This window comes from Spirosoma aureum (assembly GCF_011604685.1).
Taxonomy (GTDB): domain Bacteria; phylum Bacteroidota; class Bacteroidia; order Cytophagales; family Spirosomataceae; genus Spirosoma; species Spirosoma aureum.
Window position 1 is genome coordinate 7,671,762 of the sequence record NZ_CP050063.1, and the last position, 14,167, is coordinate 7,685,928.

General features: G+C 46.5%; 11 protein-coding genes. 3 read left to right on the forward strand and 8 right to left on the reverse strand.

Going from position 1 to position 14,167, the window contains the following annotated elements:
• Nucleotides 1-55: 55 nt before the first annotated feature.
• From G8759_RS30660 to G8759_RS30670, 3 genes are all read right to left on the reverse strand, one after another.
• The gene (locus G8759_RS30660; RefSeq protein ID WP_167216831.1) at nucleotides 56-2,107 is read right to left on the reverse strand and encodes an alginate lyase family protein; all 2,052 of its coding nucleotides are present in this window, start codon (nucleotides 2,105-2,107) and stop codon (nucleotides 56-58) included.
• Entirely contained in the window at nucleotides 2,108-3,604 is a 1,497-nt protein-coding gene (locus G8759_RS30665; RefSeq protein ID WP_167216833.1) for a capsule assembly Wzi family protein, read from the reverse strand.
• 329 nt (nucleotides 3,605-3,933) lie between these two features.
• On the reverse strand, nucleotides 3,934-5,559 hold the full coding sequence (locus G8759_RS30670) for a carboxylesterase/lipase family protein (RefSeq protein ID WP_167216835.1): 1,626 nt from the start codon (nucleotides 5,557-5,559) through the stop codon (nucleotides 3,934-3,936).
• A 201-nt stretch (nucleotides 5,560-5,760) separates the two neighbouring features.
• Between G8759_RS30670 and G8759_RS30675 the strand changes: the two genes are divergently transcribed.
• Nucleotides 5,761-6,492 (forward strand): NUDIX hydrolase, encoded by a 732-nt coding sequence (locus G8759_RS30675; protein ID WP_167216837.1) that lies wholly within the window; start codon nucleotides 5,761-5,763, stop codon nucleotides 6,490-6,492.
• A gap of 48 nt (nucleotides 6,493-6,540) precedes the next feature.
• Here G8759_RS30675 and G8759_RS30680 read toward each other — a convergent pair whose 3' ends face one another.
• From G8759_RS30680 to G8759_RS30690, 3 genes are all read right to left on the reverse strand, one after another.
• Nucleotides 6,541-8,016 (reverse strand): hybrid sensor histidine kinase/response regulator, encoded by a 1,476-nt coding sequence (locus tag G8759_RS30680; RefSeq protein ID WP_167216839.1) that lies wholly within the window; start codon nucleotides 8,014-8,016, stop codon nucleotides 6,541-6,543.
• Nucleotides 8,017-8,102: 86 nt separating this feature from the next.
• Nucleotides 8,103-8,543, reverse strand: coding sequence for a response regulator (locus G8759_RS30685; protein WP_232074009.1), 441 nt, complete (start codon nucleotides 8,541-8,543; stop codon nucleotides 8,103-8,105).
• 153 nt (nucleotides 8,544-8,696) lie between these two features.
• Nucleotides 8,697-10,631 carry a sensor histidine kinase gene (locus G8759_RS30690; RefSeq protein WP_167216841.1) on the reverse strand — a complete coding sequence of 645 codons (1,935 nt, stop codon included), beginning with the start codon at nucleotides 10,629-10,631 and terminating at the stop codon, nucleotides 8,697-8,699.
• Between the two features lie 225 nt (nucleotides 10,632-10,856).
• On the opposite strand from G8759_RS30690, the gene G8759_RS30695 reads away from it, so the two are divergent.
• The gene (locus tag G8759_RS30695) at nucleotides 10,857-11,501 is read left to right on the forward strand and encodes a porin family protein (RefSeq protein WP_167216843.1); all 645 of its coding nucleotides are present in this window, start codon (nucleotides 10,857-10,859) and stop codon (nucleotides 11,499-11,501) included.
• 74 nt (nucleotides 11,502-11,575) lie between these two features.
• Here G8759_RS30695 and G8759_RS30700 read toward each other — a convergent pair whose 3' ends face one another.
• Together G8759_RS30700 and G8759_RS30705 are read right to left on the reverse strand one after the other, a co-directional pair.
• The gene (locus G8759_RS30700; RefSeq protein ID WP_167216845.1) at nucleotides 11,576-13,048 is read right to left on the reverse strand and encodes a sigma-54-dependent transcriptional regulator; all 1,473 of its coding nucleotides are present in this window, start codon (nucleotides 13,046-13,048) and stop codon (nucleotides 11,576-11,578) included.
• 92 nt (nucleotides 13,049-13,140) lie between these two features.
• Entirely contained in the window at nucleotides 13,141-13,515 is a 375-nt protein-coding gene (locus G8759_RS30705; protein WP_162384476.1) for a response regulator, read from the reverse strand.
• Between the two features lie 470 nt (nucleotides 13,516-13,985).
• On the opposite strand from G8759_RS30705, the gene G8759_RS30710 reads away from it, so the two are divergent.
• Complete coding sequence (locus tag G8759_RS30710; RefSeq protein WP_167216847.1) at nucleotides 13,986-14,147, forward strand: lmo0937 family membrane protein; 162 nt, start codon at nucleotides 13,986-13,988, stop codon at nucleotides 14,145-14,147.
• Nucleotides 14,148-14,167 lie beyond the last annotated feature (20 nt).

The window sequence follows — 14,167 nt, forward strand, 5'->3', positions numbered from 1 at the left end:
GCGGATTTTCTATATTCTACAAGCTAGCCAAGTTTTAGCCGTTACCCATAAACGATTACTGCTTTTGGAGTAACCGCCGGCTTTCAGTCTGCTTATGAATCAACGGATCAACATTGGCAGGCTCAATAACTTCAAGTTGGTGAGTAAGCGTAGTCGTCCGTCCCGGATCAAGCATGAGAAAGGCCCGGATCGTTGTCGTTGCCTGATTGCGGTAAAATCCCTCTGAGTACCAACCTAGCCGAATTGGCTCAGTTTTACCAGTCATTATCTCTGTACGCAGGCCAGAGGCTATTGTTAGCCACACCCGCCGTTCTGTAACAGGATGACTCAGAACAAACTTATTGCGACTTAGTGTATCTACACGAACGTTTGGTCCAAAATGAAACATCACCTCCACAAGCCGGGCCTGCTTACCAGAATTCTCCACCAAATCACGTATCGATAACAAATCATTGGCTTTCTCAAACCGAAAGGTTCGCTGGTGTTTGCACTGAAGTCGTGCATATCCATTGTGCGTTGCTACAACCTCATCGGCCTGGTCGTTGGATAACGACGACAATATCTGCGGTTTATAGTGATCGAGCCACAGTAAAGCACCGGCCTGAAACGCCTGATTCTGACCATCGATACAAACGGTATTGTGGGCTCGGGTGCTGATAAAATAGTTACGCCACTCAGGATCGGTTTGATAAGAATACGTACCTGGGTCAGCCAGGAAGACCTGTCCATCAACATGCATCAAAAACGATAAGGCATCAGCATGGCCGTGAGCAGCAATAGACAAAAAGCCCAACGGAGCAGCATCGGCATGGATGTAAATCTCCCGGAACTTCGATGGGTCATGAGCCATTTCCTGCTTCCGAAAAATGAAATGCCCTTCCTCGTATAAAACGCTGCCTAATGGCTCACTGGTGACCGGAACAGCCTCGAAAAGCGACCGACCGGCCGCACCAAACAAAATATAGTTCTTCAGATCGAAGCGCGGAGTGCCCCCCCTACTCACCGATTGCTGTTTAAACAATGGTTCGCCAAACAATACGGCCCCTGACCGCAGCAACGACTGAAAATTGTTATGCGGATGCGCATCATCGAGTAATAGTACCCGACCATCGTCTTCATCGCCGTAGCGCGGAAACGTACCCTCGCAGTCGAGAAACTGAGCGATATAAGCTAGAATCTGCTTGAGTTTGGCGGTGTAGGCTACTGAAAACGGATCGCCCGCCTTATCACCTACTACGTTAGCAATCAGGAAAAAGTCTGTTATAAACTGAATGTATTCAGCAGCCTCCTCCCGATTAATACCGGTTGCACTATGTTGCAGCTGAATTTCGCGTTCCAGTCCAGCCTTTGCATAATTCCGCCAACTGGGTGATTCGGGAAAGGCCCAGAATGAAGCGGCTATAAACAACCCGGCATATTCTGAAATAAGGTGATTATTGGCTGAAGAATGGTAGGATGGGTTGCTTCGGCTATAAACGCAATGCTGGTAAATAACCGGAAGCCACTTCGTTTCGACAAATAATCGAAAATCATTATTAGTCTGCGCCAGAGCCGATGCATCTAAAATATTCCAGCTGATAAACCAATTGATCAGTCGGATATTGACCTCGATATTACTGTACCAATTTACGCCGGTCAGATATGGATTTGATGCGAACCATGATCGGTTAAGATCCAGGAATTGAGTCAAAAACCGCTGATCGCCAGTTTGCCGGTATTGCACGGCCAACTGAGGCAAAAACAACAATCTATTAATCTCCCAGGCGTATTTGGCACTCCCCCAACGCCCACTTCTCACATCGACGTCTTTGGCATAAATCAGCGGGAAACGCCGACCCGTGTTTATATCGAGATGCCAGTCTATGGGTTCGTTAATATCAATTGTATGCCGAAAAATGGGCTGTTCGGGCGAAAAGGTTACGACGGGCGTCTCTGATGGATCGAACGGCAATAAGGGCTCTGGTAAGTGAGTCAGCCGTACGGCTGGCTGCCAACCCATTCGTCGGCGACCGGCTTTCTTCCGGATAAATTCTCCCGTTCGGAACATTATTTCCGAGACGGTCATAGAACGCAGCCGATGATAAAACCACTGATAGGTGTGTGTCATCTATTTGGTTGTTTTCAAGATTTTCCGAATACTTACCCATCCCCCTACGGAATTCTCGTACAATTGACCCTGATCGATCGCTAGGGCGGTCTTAAGCTCAGAACCACCTAGCCAGGTAATTGGCCATGTTAACCAGGCTGCGCCCGAAAACTGCGATACAGGTTCGTCGAAAGGATGGCGATAGGTGCCATAATTTCGGCTCATCGACAGGCGAGTTTGCCACTGAATACCTTGCCCAATTGTTCCGGACAATCCCAGATGCCCCATTTGAACACGGTTGTTGGCAATTGCCCAGATTCGCTTGCTTGGTTGTTCGTTCTGACGTTCGGGTCGCAAATCGGCCCGGCGCGACAGAAATGGTGTACCAATCACATGCTGTTTCTGTGCCCATCCATCGAGATATTGGTAGTTGTTGAAATAGTCGTCCTGTCCATCGTAGCGGGAGCCGGTATGGGTGAGCGAGCCACTCTGACTCATGGTATTGAAATATTCGAGCAAAATATGCCGTATCTGAAAGCCCCCCGATTTTGTTGGCTGCCGCTGCAATGTCAACCCGTATAATCCATCCGGCATATTGACGAAAACAACGCCCGACTTATCTTCAAATGGATGCTGGTAGTAGGCCATCGCCTGCCACGGCCCCAAGGCCATTTCTGCACTGAAATCTATTGATCCCAAATGATTACCAACGCGATTAACCCGATCAAACTCGGTTAAATTGGGGGAGTCAGACTCGCTTCCCTCCCGAACTGTAAGCACATACAGATAGTCTTTAAACGAATTGGGTAACTGTCCGTTTTGAGCCACATTGGCAGGCAAATACGCAGAATGCCCCCCCCACTGTGCATTGTGCAATACGCCCGCTGTCAATCGGATGCGCGAATCAGGTCGACCAATTCGAACATACAGGGCTTTCTGGTGCAGGTAGGATTGTTGAATGGAATCGGAATTAGCAAACCAGCCGTGGGCAAAAAAAGCATGGACAGAAACCAACCCTCCTGTAAAACCTAGTGGGGTAAAACCATTTGTGCCAATCTGTATCTTCGTTATCGGCAAGGCATTGCCAGACCAGGAGTAAAAGCCAGATGATAAAGTTGAATCGCCCAAGCCAATGATTTCCTTCTTACGTCCACCCCACAGGCTAAAATGGCCTAAATCAAGGGATACATACGCCTGTGGCAACAGGACAGCCGACGTTCTGGCGGCATTACCAACTGCCTGAATACCGTAACTAATCGATCGATTAGGATGAGTGGTACTAAATTGGAAGCGTTCAGTAAGGCCAACCCGCACCGAACCAGCCGGACTATTGGCGGGAACAATACCAAATTGATTCGCTTGTAACCAGAAGGGAGTTCGGCTACCCGATCCAAGTAAACCGCCTACTTCAATGTCGTATATCGTCAAACGACGTGGTGGCAGAGTCAGGGAATCAATCTGCGCTAGTGCCAGAGGACTAATTGCTGCCCAGAAAATGATCGAAAGTAATGTCTTCACCAAATATGGGGCTAAAATGAACTAAAATCAGATCAAAAATAGGACTTACTACGCAATATAATAAAACTATAATTTCCTAAATATTATTTTTGGTAACTTATTATTTAATAAAAGTAAAATCCAATTATTCTTATGCGATGCTTTACAAGTCCACTACTGACAAGTTGAGTAGTCGTCAATCATCATGTTCTGCTATATAATTCTGAATCGATATGCTCCGATTCCCAAAACAAAGTCCCGCAACAGCATACGCTCTGAAAGACGTAGCTACTGCGGGACTAATTTGTAAACGACTATAAACTGAACCTCAGACCGAAACCTGTATCTGCCTATTGCTTGTTATAAAGCGGGTCGAGGAATAAATAACGCCCTCTTTTCTGTTCAGGCTCCTGCCGGGTGGTTACGTCAATGTGCATAACCGGAACCGCATTTCCATTCGTGACTGCCGACCAGGTTGGCAAACCAGAACCGTTCGGATTACCTGTTTTTATGAAGTTGGCAAAATAGTTCTGCATCACCTCCGACACTTTATAATCGTCAGGTGTCCAGGCGTATACTTTGTTTGTGGCCAGATTGCCCATGGCATACTCGATCTCCGCTGAATGCACGGCTCCACGAGCAGGGGGTGCTTTGGCAGCAGGAGCATCGCTCTTCACAACACCACCCGCCAGACCTGGGGCCGCATTACCCATTTCGGGTGTCATAGCCGGTCTTGGGCGTGAATAGAGATAACGATATACCGGCTTGCCACCCGTTTTACTCTGAATATCAGCCCATTTCCAGGTGCTATAGCCAATAAACCGGTCGCTGGCCAGATCAGTAGCTGCCTGTATGATTTCATCTTCGGTTGTACCCGAATACAGTTTCAAAACTTCACTGGCCTGTTCGCCATACAATTTCTGCACCGCTTTTGTGTAGTTTTCGGGGGTTGGCTTTTCCTGGCCCAGCACAACCCGTGCGTTCATTTCCTCCGAATTCCAGCCAGCCAGTAAGGGAACATGAGCCTGTTCACCAGCGGCAAAAAGCTGGGATGGTGGCTTTGGAAAAAAGTATCCATCGACCGTAGCCGAGAAGCGGCCGAAAGGAACCTTAGCGGTCGCTTCGAGCAGTTTGTCAGCTTGCATCGCCCTTAAATCGGCCAGCGATTTTGCCCCGACACTCGTGGCGAATTCAACACCATTTTTCTCCCCTTCAGAAAGCGGAGCGGGCGGCAATGTTCCAAGTAGAGACCCACTCTCACCAATAGCACCAGCAATCAGGCCTTTCGATAATGGCGATACCATTTGAGCGCTGACCGAGACCGAACCGGCAGACTCACCCGCAATTGTTACCTTTTTAGGATCTCCTCCAAACGCTTCGATATTTTGTTGTACCCAGCGCAAAGCAGCATTCTGATCGAGGTAGCCATAGTTACCGGATGCCCGATGTGGCGACTCTTTTGTTAGTTCAGGATGGGCAAAGAATCCAAATAAGCCAAGGCGATAGTTCACAGTAAGCGTAACGATGCCTTTACGGGCCATGCTCTCACCATCATAGCGTGGCTCTGAACCATCGCCAGCCATAAAGCCACCGCCATAAAAGTAAACCAGAACCGGTAGTCGCTCTTTGGCCGATTTGGCAGGTGTCCATACATTCAGGTAAAGGCAATCCTCGCTCATACCGTCCGATCGGAAGCCCATATCGCCAAAAAGAGCAAGCTGCATGGCACGGGGACCAAATTTTTTAGCAGGACGAACACCCTGCCAGTTTTTTGCGGGCTGCGGCTCTTTCCAGCGTAACTCACCGACGGGCGGTTGTGCAAAAGGAATTCCTTTGAACGAGCGAATACCACTTTGTTCGGTAGTACCCTCTACCGTGCCGTTGGCGGTTTTGGCCTGAGGGACTTCAATGTTTGATTGAGCAATTGCCGCCACTGTTAGCTGCATAGCGAGCAAAGCGATAAAAGGAGTTTTCATGATAAACAGGAAAAGGGTAATTAGCAGGACTTAGTAGACAGTCAGTTTTCTGTAGAGAATCAGTTGGTCAGGGCTGATTATGGGTAAAAATCGTCTATTGTATTTGTTATTGGTTTATTATTGTAGCATAATGAGACAATAATAATCGCTTAAATTGAGATCACCAAATTTTCTGTTATTTGTGGCTAGAATTCTGACAGCATGAACGATCAACTTATTCCGGAAGAAAGCAGATCAGATGGGGCCGGTTTCTTACCGGGTCTGGCAATCGACTGCGTTATTTTCGGCTTTCATGATAACCAACTGAAAATCTTATTGCTGGAGTATCGAAACACGAGCCTGTTTGCCCTACCGGGTGGTTTTATTCGAGCGGGTGAAAATGTAAATGATGCCTCCAGGCGCGTACTCGCCGAACGAACTGGTTTGCACGATATTTACCTGGAACAGTTCTATACGTTTGGCGACCTAAACCGTCATGACCCTACTCCTTTACGGGCTATCATGGCAGGAAAAGGCCTGGAACCCATGGACAGTCACTGGCTGCTGGGCCGATTTGTTACGGTAGGGTATTATGCGCTCGTTGATTTTACTAAGGCAGTGCCTGTTCCGGATTTGCTTTCCGATAGTTGTACCTGGTACGATCTGGCTGCCTTACCTACACTGATGCTTGATCACCAGACTATCGTTTTAAAAGCGCTGGACACTCTGCGAGCTGACCTAGATCGTAAGCTGATTGGTTTTAATTTGCTTCCCGAATCCTTCACGATGAACGACCTCCAAAGTCTCTACGAAACTATTCTGGGGCAGTCATTGCATCGGTCCAGCTTTCAGCGAAAGATGCTTAGTCTAAGTATTCTGGAACGGCTAGACAAACAATACAGGGGCGGAGCGCACAAAGCTCCCTACCTATACCGTTTCATTTCAGAAAAATAGACGGAAATCGCGCAGTAACTAAAAAGCGAACACAAAAGAGAAGCGAAATTATTTCGGAAAATACAGCCGGAAGGTAGTTCCCTGACCTACCTGACTATCCACTTCAATGGAGCCTTTATGGCTATTGATGATATTCTGCGTAGCCGTCAGGCCAAGACCCATACCCCCCGATTTGCCGGTAAAAAATGGATCGAATAGTCGCTTACGATCGGCTTCGGTAATACCTCCGCCATTATCCATCACTTCCACATATACCCGGTTATCTTCAGTACTATAGGTTTTAACAACCAGCATTCCCTTACCTTCTTCCATCGCTTCAACCGCATTGACAAGAATGTTAAGAAGTGCTGTTTTTACCTGCTCTCTATCAAGTAGTGCCGTACAGTCATCCGTTGCAAAATGTACGTCAAGCCGCATCCGTTTGAGTTTAATTCGGTCGCTGATAAGCTGTAGGGTAGCCTTTACAACAGCGTTGAAATCCTGCCGACGACGTTCGAGTTCACGTGGTTTGGAGGAATTAAGCATCTCGGTGATGAGTTGCCCTATGCGATCTACATTCCGCCCGATAATATCGGTAAACATGGTCACATACTCATTGTCCATCTCCAGCTCATCTTTGAGCTGTTCCAGCGCGAGGCTTAAATTGGTCAGTGGATTACGAACCTCGTGGGCAATACTACGTGCAATTTTGCCGGTCATGGTCAACTTCTCGGCCAGAATCAGATCCTGCTGTGCCCGTTTCTGATCGGTAATATCGCGGACAATGCCCTGATACCATTCGGGTAAACCGGCTCTATCTTCAACGGCCCAGACCGAAATCAGGCAAATTCGCTTCCGACCGCTTTTGCTGATCAGTGTCGTTTCAAAGTCCTTAATCTGGCCATGTTCACGGACGTTGAAGCGTAACTCCCTCAGAAAGTTCAGATCGACAAAAAGCCGGGCGGGGTTCAGTTTACGTAGTTCATCGCGACTGTAGCCCAGCAGGCGCTCAACGGATGGGTTAGCATCCTGAAAATGAAGTTGTTCATCAGCTACGAAAATCGCATCAATTGAACGCTCGAAAAGTGACCGGTATTTGTTTTCCTTCTCGGCAACTTCGGCCAGAACGCTGGCCTGCCGAAGTGCATAGCGAATACTGCGTCCAAGCAGTTGAGCGTCGATACGCCCCTTCACCAGGTAATCGGCGGCACCAAGTTCGAGGGCCGACTGATCGACCGTCAAATCATCCTGACCCGTCAGCAGAATCATTGGAGCTCGGCAACCTAATTGAAATGCTTCCTGAATGAGGTGAATACCGGTATGATGCCCTAGTCGATAATCGACCAGGTAGACATCATGATCGTTCTTTTTCAGTGCTTCCAGCCCCCGTTCATAACTATCGACCCAGTCCAGCTTAATATTTCCATTTTCCCGCGCCGACACCAGTGCACGGGTTAACATATAATCGTCCTCGTCGTCCTCAATCAGGAGAACGCGGATAGTATCATTTTTTACAGAAACGTTGAGAGTAGATTCAGCAGTCATATACTTTTGGGCAATAACCCACAGTTTTCAATTATAATGCAACGTTAAATTTAGCCATTAAACAAACAGAAAACTGTCTGAGTCTACTAGGGTAATTTAACGGTATCCATCCAGTAGGCTTTAAGTGCTCCTATCATCTCGACCAGCCGATTAAAGTTAAAGGGCTTTGTCACAAACGAGTTAACGCCCAGGTTATACGTTTTAATCACATCTTCGTCGGTTGAGGATGTTGTCATAACGATGACGGGCAAACGACGAAGCTTTGGATCATCTTTAATTTCGCTAAGCGCCTGAAACCCGTTTTTACGAGGCATATTCAAATCCAGAATCAACAAATTGGGCCAGGGTGCGTTCTGTTCATTATAACGTCCTTGCTGCCTCAGATATTCCATCAGTTGTTCGCCATCTTCCACGAACTCAATTGCCTGATTATAACCATTCTGCCGCATCGCTTGTTCGAGAAACATACGATCGTCGGCATCATCGTCGGCAATAAGAATAGTCATCACAATAGACTTTCGGTGCATACAATCAATTAAGTTAAGCAGTTACGGTAATTTACTTGCAATTACATCCTTTTAAACCAGCCTAAATGGCTGATCGCACACTCAAGTCTGTAAGTAGGCAAACGCACACTGTCTACGTAGGTAAATTGGTCAAAAATAAAAAAAATCTGCTAACTATAGAGTTTTAATAGGCAACAAAACAATGAAAGTTGATCCCTCATTGGGCCGACCCTCCGCACGAATAAAACCCTGGTGGTTTTCTACCACTTTCTGAACGATGGATAAGCCAATACCCGTTCCGGTAAATTGAGACCGGGTATGCAATCGCTGAAAAAGCTGAAAGATTCGCTCGGCATATTGCTGGTCAAATCCAATCCCATTATCGAGTACCTGTATCCGGTGAAAGCCCCGATTCGCCAGAGATTCTGGCAATAGATTCGTTCCATCTGGTCGGGTCACTTTGCGCCCTAGTACCAGATCGGCCATGATCTGTACCTGTGGCACTACATCTGTCCGGCTAAATTTTAGCCCGTTACTAATCAGGTTCTGAAAAAGCTGGCGTAATTGACTGGAATCTCCATTAACTGTAGGCAATGCACCCGCCACCAGGCTTGCTTGTTTATCCAGAATGACTAATTCCAGATCATTGATTACGTCTGCCACAAGCTGGTTAAGGTCTACGTCGCGAAATGCCTCCCTTGCATTAGCCACATGGGAATAGGCCAGCAAGTCTTTAATAAGAATTTGCATCCGGAAGGCCGCCGACTGCATGCGGTTGATCATATCAGCCCCGTTAGCTCCCAGCGTATCAGCGTATTGATTTCGCAGCATATCGCCAAAGGACACCACTTTTCGCAATGGCTCCTGCAAATCATGGCTGGCCACATAGGCAAATTGTTCCAGGTTGTTATTTGTCTTCTGAAGCTCCTGAATTAAGGTACCGGTATGCCGTTCAGCTTTTTTCCGCTCTGTAATATTGATGAATGAGACAACGAGTCCATCTCCATCGCGAGGGGTTGCAGACACATCAAGCCAGAGTTCGGCTTTGTCAGTTTGTAAATAGGCTTCCACCCGTTCAGCCTGTCTGGCCTTCAGTACCTGCTCAAACATAGTCCAGAGGCCCATTTCTACACTTTCAGGATATAACTCCAGCAATCCGCGCCCCACAACCTCGGTCTGATTTCGCTGAAAGAAAACTTCGGCGGCTCGATTAGCCGATAATATGCGCAAATCGGTTAAGTGCCCATTACCCCGAACAGGATCAAGCGATACAAGGCCATTCAATGACCCATCCAGCAGCTTACTCACAAATTCGGCTTGATCTTCGGCCTGCCTGGACGCTTTTTTTAATTGGCTGATATCCATAAAGGTAACGACACAACCATCATCCAGCCTGGCGATGGCAACATCATACCAGGTATTTACGGAGGGAAAATAATGTTCCGTGCGTACCGATTCGCCGGTTTCCGTAACTCGCGCATACAGTCCGAACATACCCGTTATGCGTGAGTCGGGATAGATACTCAGCAGTGTATGATCGGCAATGTCTCTGCCGATACGTTCCAGAATATCTTTTCGGGCAGTCTGGTTATATAGTCGAAACCGAAAGTCAATGATCGTACCGTGGCTATCGCGAATGGCTTCATACACAACGGTTCCATTCAGCGACGTATTCAGAATTCCATGCAGAAGTTTGTTTTGCATTTCGGCCTGCTGAGCTGCCCTGTGCTGAACCGTTATATCGCGTAGTGTCACCAATACACCATCGCCCATTTTTCGGGCTCTCAGGCTGATTGTCGCATTCAGATTGGGATCATAAAAAACGTGTGTGGCCATTTCGCCCGTTTCAACAACCTGCACATATTGCCGCATGGCTGGCCCCAGAATGGCTTCCTGTTCCCGATTATCGCCCAGCATATACATGCCCAGTTCCCGTTTATAGGGCGATGGAGCAAAAGACTCAAATGCTTTGTTAAAATAGAGGAGCCGAAAGTCCACAATGATGCCTGTTTCATCACGCTCAGCCTGATGAAACACAACCCCATCGGGCAATAAATTAAGCATATCGGAAAACGGTAGATCGGATAAGCTATCGGTAACCATATTCATTCTAGTGAACGGATTCTTCCCCATACTGTGGAAGACTGTCCGCAAAATACGTAAAACGGCTAATTGGTGAATACATACCTACTGGCTCTACAAAAATGCTGAATCCATTGAAATACAGCTCCAGACGTCCATAGAATAGGTAACTCTTAAACTCTGGCACGAATTTTTACCTCTAAGTCAGGCAAGCGGGACGTGTTCCTGCCTCACAATCCAACATTCAACACTATGAAAAGCTCAGTGAATGCTTTATTTACGGCTGCTATTTTAACGATTGGCGTCTATGTATCAACAACCACCGATACATGGGCTCAGGGTCGTGTTCGGGCCGGTATCAAGGGCGGTCTGAACGCCAGTTCTCTGTATTATGATAGCCAGGGCGTCACCAACAAGAACGAACGAATTGGCTTCCATTTAGGTGTGTTTGCCCAGGCTCCCCTCGGCGAGTTTTTTGCCATCCAGCCAGAGTTACTTTATACAACTAAAGGGGCTTCTGCCGATTATAATGTGTTAGGTTTTAACGGTAAAAACACGTTTCGACTCAATTATGCGGAACTTCCTGTTTTAGCAACCTTCAAACTAGGTCAATCTGTTGAATTACAGGCAGGACCTTACGTGTCTTACCTGCTAAACTCAGACGTCAATTCGAACGGTGATTTTGGAACGGGAACATCTGCCATCAATCGAGATAATTTTAACAAAGTTGATTATGGTCTTGCTGGTGGTCTGAATGTCTATTTTGGTAAAGCCTTTATCGGTGCCCGGTATGAACAGGGGCTACAAAATATTGCGAACAGCGGAGCTGCCCGTACGGTATTAGGCAATGCTAAAAACGGCGTAGGACTATTATCAGTAGGTTTTAGTTTTAATTAATTGGTGATTTAAGTTATAAACGGATTGAACACAGAATGGCTGCGTTCAATCCGTTTATAACTTAAATAAGGAATCTATAGATGAATATCGTACGCTTTGAGCTTATTATACAGCGTCTTACGATCAATGTTCAGCACTTCGGCAGCCTTGGTTTTGTTGTAGCCCGTTTTCTCGAGAACTTTTAAAATGGCAGCTCGTTCGGCGTTTTCTGAAACAGATTTCAAATTGGCAGCAGACTGGCTGATAACCGGAACACCAGGCCGCGCCGGATCATAGCTTACCTGGGCTCCACTTACAGTATCGGAGGTCAGGTATTGCGGAGAAAGGATTTCCTGTGGTAATACATCCGCTTCAATATAATCACCCTGCGTCAGTAGTACAGCTCGCTTGACGACATTCTGCAACTCACGCAGGTTGCCGTGCCAGAAATAATCCTTGAGTTTGTCTTTTGCTTCATCGTTGAAGCCAATAATGTCTTTTTCCAGTTGCTGGTTAGCCAGTTCCAGAAAATGCTCGGCAAAGATCATGACATCCGCCTTACGCTCGCGAAGAGGGGCCAGGTGAATTTCAAATTCCGCAATCCGATGGTAAATATCTTCCCGAAAACGGCCCTGTCTTACGGCTTCGCGCAGATCCTCGTTGGTAGCAACGATAATCCGTACATCGACGGCAATATCCTGATTAGAACCAATCCGACGGATTTTGCGCTCCTGCAGAACACGTAATAATTTGATCTGATTATCGTAGGAAAGGTTTCCTATTTCGTCCAGAAACAGTGTGCCTCCGTTCGCGAACTCGAAGCTACCTGCTTTATCGGCCATTGCGCCCGTAAAGGCTCCTTTAACGTGTCCAAACAGCTCGCTGCCAGCCAGGTCTTTGCTTAGTGCACCACAATCAATAGCGACAAAAGGCTTATCGCCCCGTTTACTTTTGAGGTGTATGGCGTTGGCTACAAATTCCTTTCCTGTTCCGGTTTCGCCAGTTATGATAACTGACATATCGGTTGGAGCGATCAGGTCGATGTGTTTCTGAAGTTGTTCGGCTACGCGACTTTTACCAAATATAAATCGCTTGCCATCGGGAGCAATAACACTCTTACTTGATCTTACTGAGGTTGGTTTGGCCGATGCAGTACCCGAAGCAGCGGGAGAAACGGATGAGTCAGCGGGTTGGTTCAGCGACTGCAACCGTCGTTCGAGAGCACTCTTGATTGTGTAGAGAATTTCGTCGGGGTAAAGTGGCTTCGTCACATAATCGTAGGCACCATGCTTTACCGTCTGAACAGCAACCCGCACATCGGAGTAGCCGGTAATAATAATAACAGCTGTTGTTGGATGTAACACCTTTATCCGGCGTAACATTTCCAGGCCGTCGATATCAGGTAGTTTGAAGTCACAGATAACCAATTCAAACGGCTCTTTTCGTAACAGTATGAGACCGTCCTCACCCCGTTGGACCGACGCTGTTTTATAACCCTGTTTACTCAGAAAACGCTCGAGAAGCAGGCATATATCATTGTTATCGTCAACGATTAAAATCTTTTCCATGAAGTAGTAGCAGCCGATTCGGGCAACCTATGCCAGCTAAATAACGAATGAAAGGACGAGAAAGGTACTTCCGGCTGCGTAAACAAAGATACTCAAACCTGAATGGTTTGCAAAGCCTGCTCAACCGAACGACGTGTGAAGGGTTTGCCCACAAAATAGTCAGCGCCCTGCTCAGTAGCACGCCTGCGTTCGGCCTGTCCATCGAAGGCGCTTATCATGATTACTTTAGCCTCCGCCTGGTCCTGCTTAATAAACGGCAGCAAGTCAAATCCTAGTCCATCCGGCAAGTTTAGATCCAGGAAAATAGCATCAAACTGCTGTGTATTCAAACATTGACGCCCTTCTTCAATGAAGTGCGCACAAGTTGGAATATATCCTAGCTTTCTTAACAAGCCTGATAATAATAAACAAATATCTGCTTCGTCGTCAATAATTAGAACCCGCTTGTTATTCGAAACTGGATTCATTATGGTCGGCCTGAACTTCGGTCTGGTGCTAACTCCCATCATCGCTTTACTACGCTTAATCCAATGGACTAAATTTATTTATACTCTATATAAATCTATGCCGAAGAAAATTTAAGTTTCTCAGAACACGTATATATACCTAGTAAAATGCAGATAATGGGCGAATTATGGCTTTTAAAGGGGCATTAAAAATTCGGGAAACGTCTGATATATGGCTAAATCCTATTGGTATAATGGGCTTTTTTTCCCCGTTATTTCTACAACTGTAGAATTAAGTCCACAGTTGTCGTTACCTGTTTATAAGTCCTTTTTGATTAGTTACCCTTATGATAGCCATAGTAAAGGCTCATTTACAACACTGTAAGCTATGTTTTGTTACATTTTCACCAATCTGACCTCTTTTGGCATAACTTTTTCTACTAAGAATGACGAATGCGAGACAATCAATTCTGATTTACTCAATTGACGTTATGGGAAATTTGCTCTATACGATAGCTGTTATATTAGTTATCATCTGGCTGCTTGGCTTCTTAGGATTTAATAGCTTTGGGTTAGGCAGTTTGATACACGTATTACTGGTTATCGCTGTTATTGCAATTATCCTGCGCCTGATTCAGGGAAGAGGGGTTTAAGGCGTACTAGTTTCAACTTA

Bases quoted from the DNA above. Each gene is read 5' to 3' on its own strand.
- G8759_RS30680 (WP_167216839.1), bottom strand. From the start codon at position 8,016: ATGACTGCTGAATCTACTCTCAACGTTTCTGTAAAAAATGATACTATC.
- G8759_RS30685 (WP_232074009.1), bottom strand. From the start codon at position 8,543: ATGCACCGAAAGTCTATTGTGATGACTATTCTTATTGCCGACGATGAT.
- G8759_RS30695 (WP_167216843.1), top strand. From the start codon at position 10,857: ATGAAAAGCTCAGTGAATGCTTTATTTACGGCTGCTATTTTAACGATT.
- G8759_RS30675 (WP_167216837.1), top strand. From the start codon at position 5,761: ATGAACGATCAACTTATTCCGGAAGAAAGCAGATCAGATGGGGCCGGT.
- G8759_RS30670 (WP_167216835.1), bottom strand. From the start codon at position 5,559: ATGAAAACTCCTTTTATCGCTTTGCTCGCTATGCAGCTAACAGTGGCG.
- G8759_RS30700 (WP_167216845.1), bottom strand. From the start codon at position 13,048: ATGGAAAAGATTTTAATCGTTGACGATAACAATGATATATGCCTGCTT.
- G8759_RS30705 (WP_162384476.1), bottom strand. From the start codon at position 13,515: ATGAATCCAGTTTCGAATAACAAGCGGGTTCTAATTATTGACGACGAA.
- G8759_RS30690 (WP_167216841.1), bottom strand. From the start codon at position 10,631: ATGAATATGGTTACCGATAGCTTATCCGATCTACCGTTTTCCGATATG.
- G8759_RS30660 (WP_167216831.1), bottom strand. From the start codon at position 2,107: ATGACACACACCTATCAGTGGTTTTATCATCGGCTGCGTTCTATGACC.
- G8759_RS30710 (WP_167216847.1), top strand. From the start codon at position 13,986: ATGGGAAATTTGCTCTATACGATAGCTGTTATATTAGTTATCATCTGG.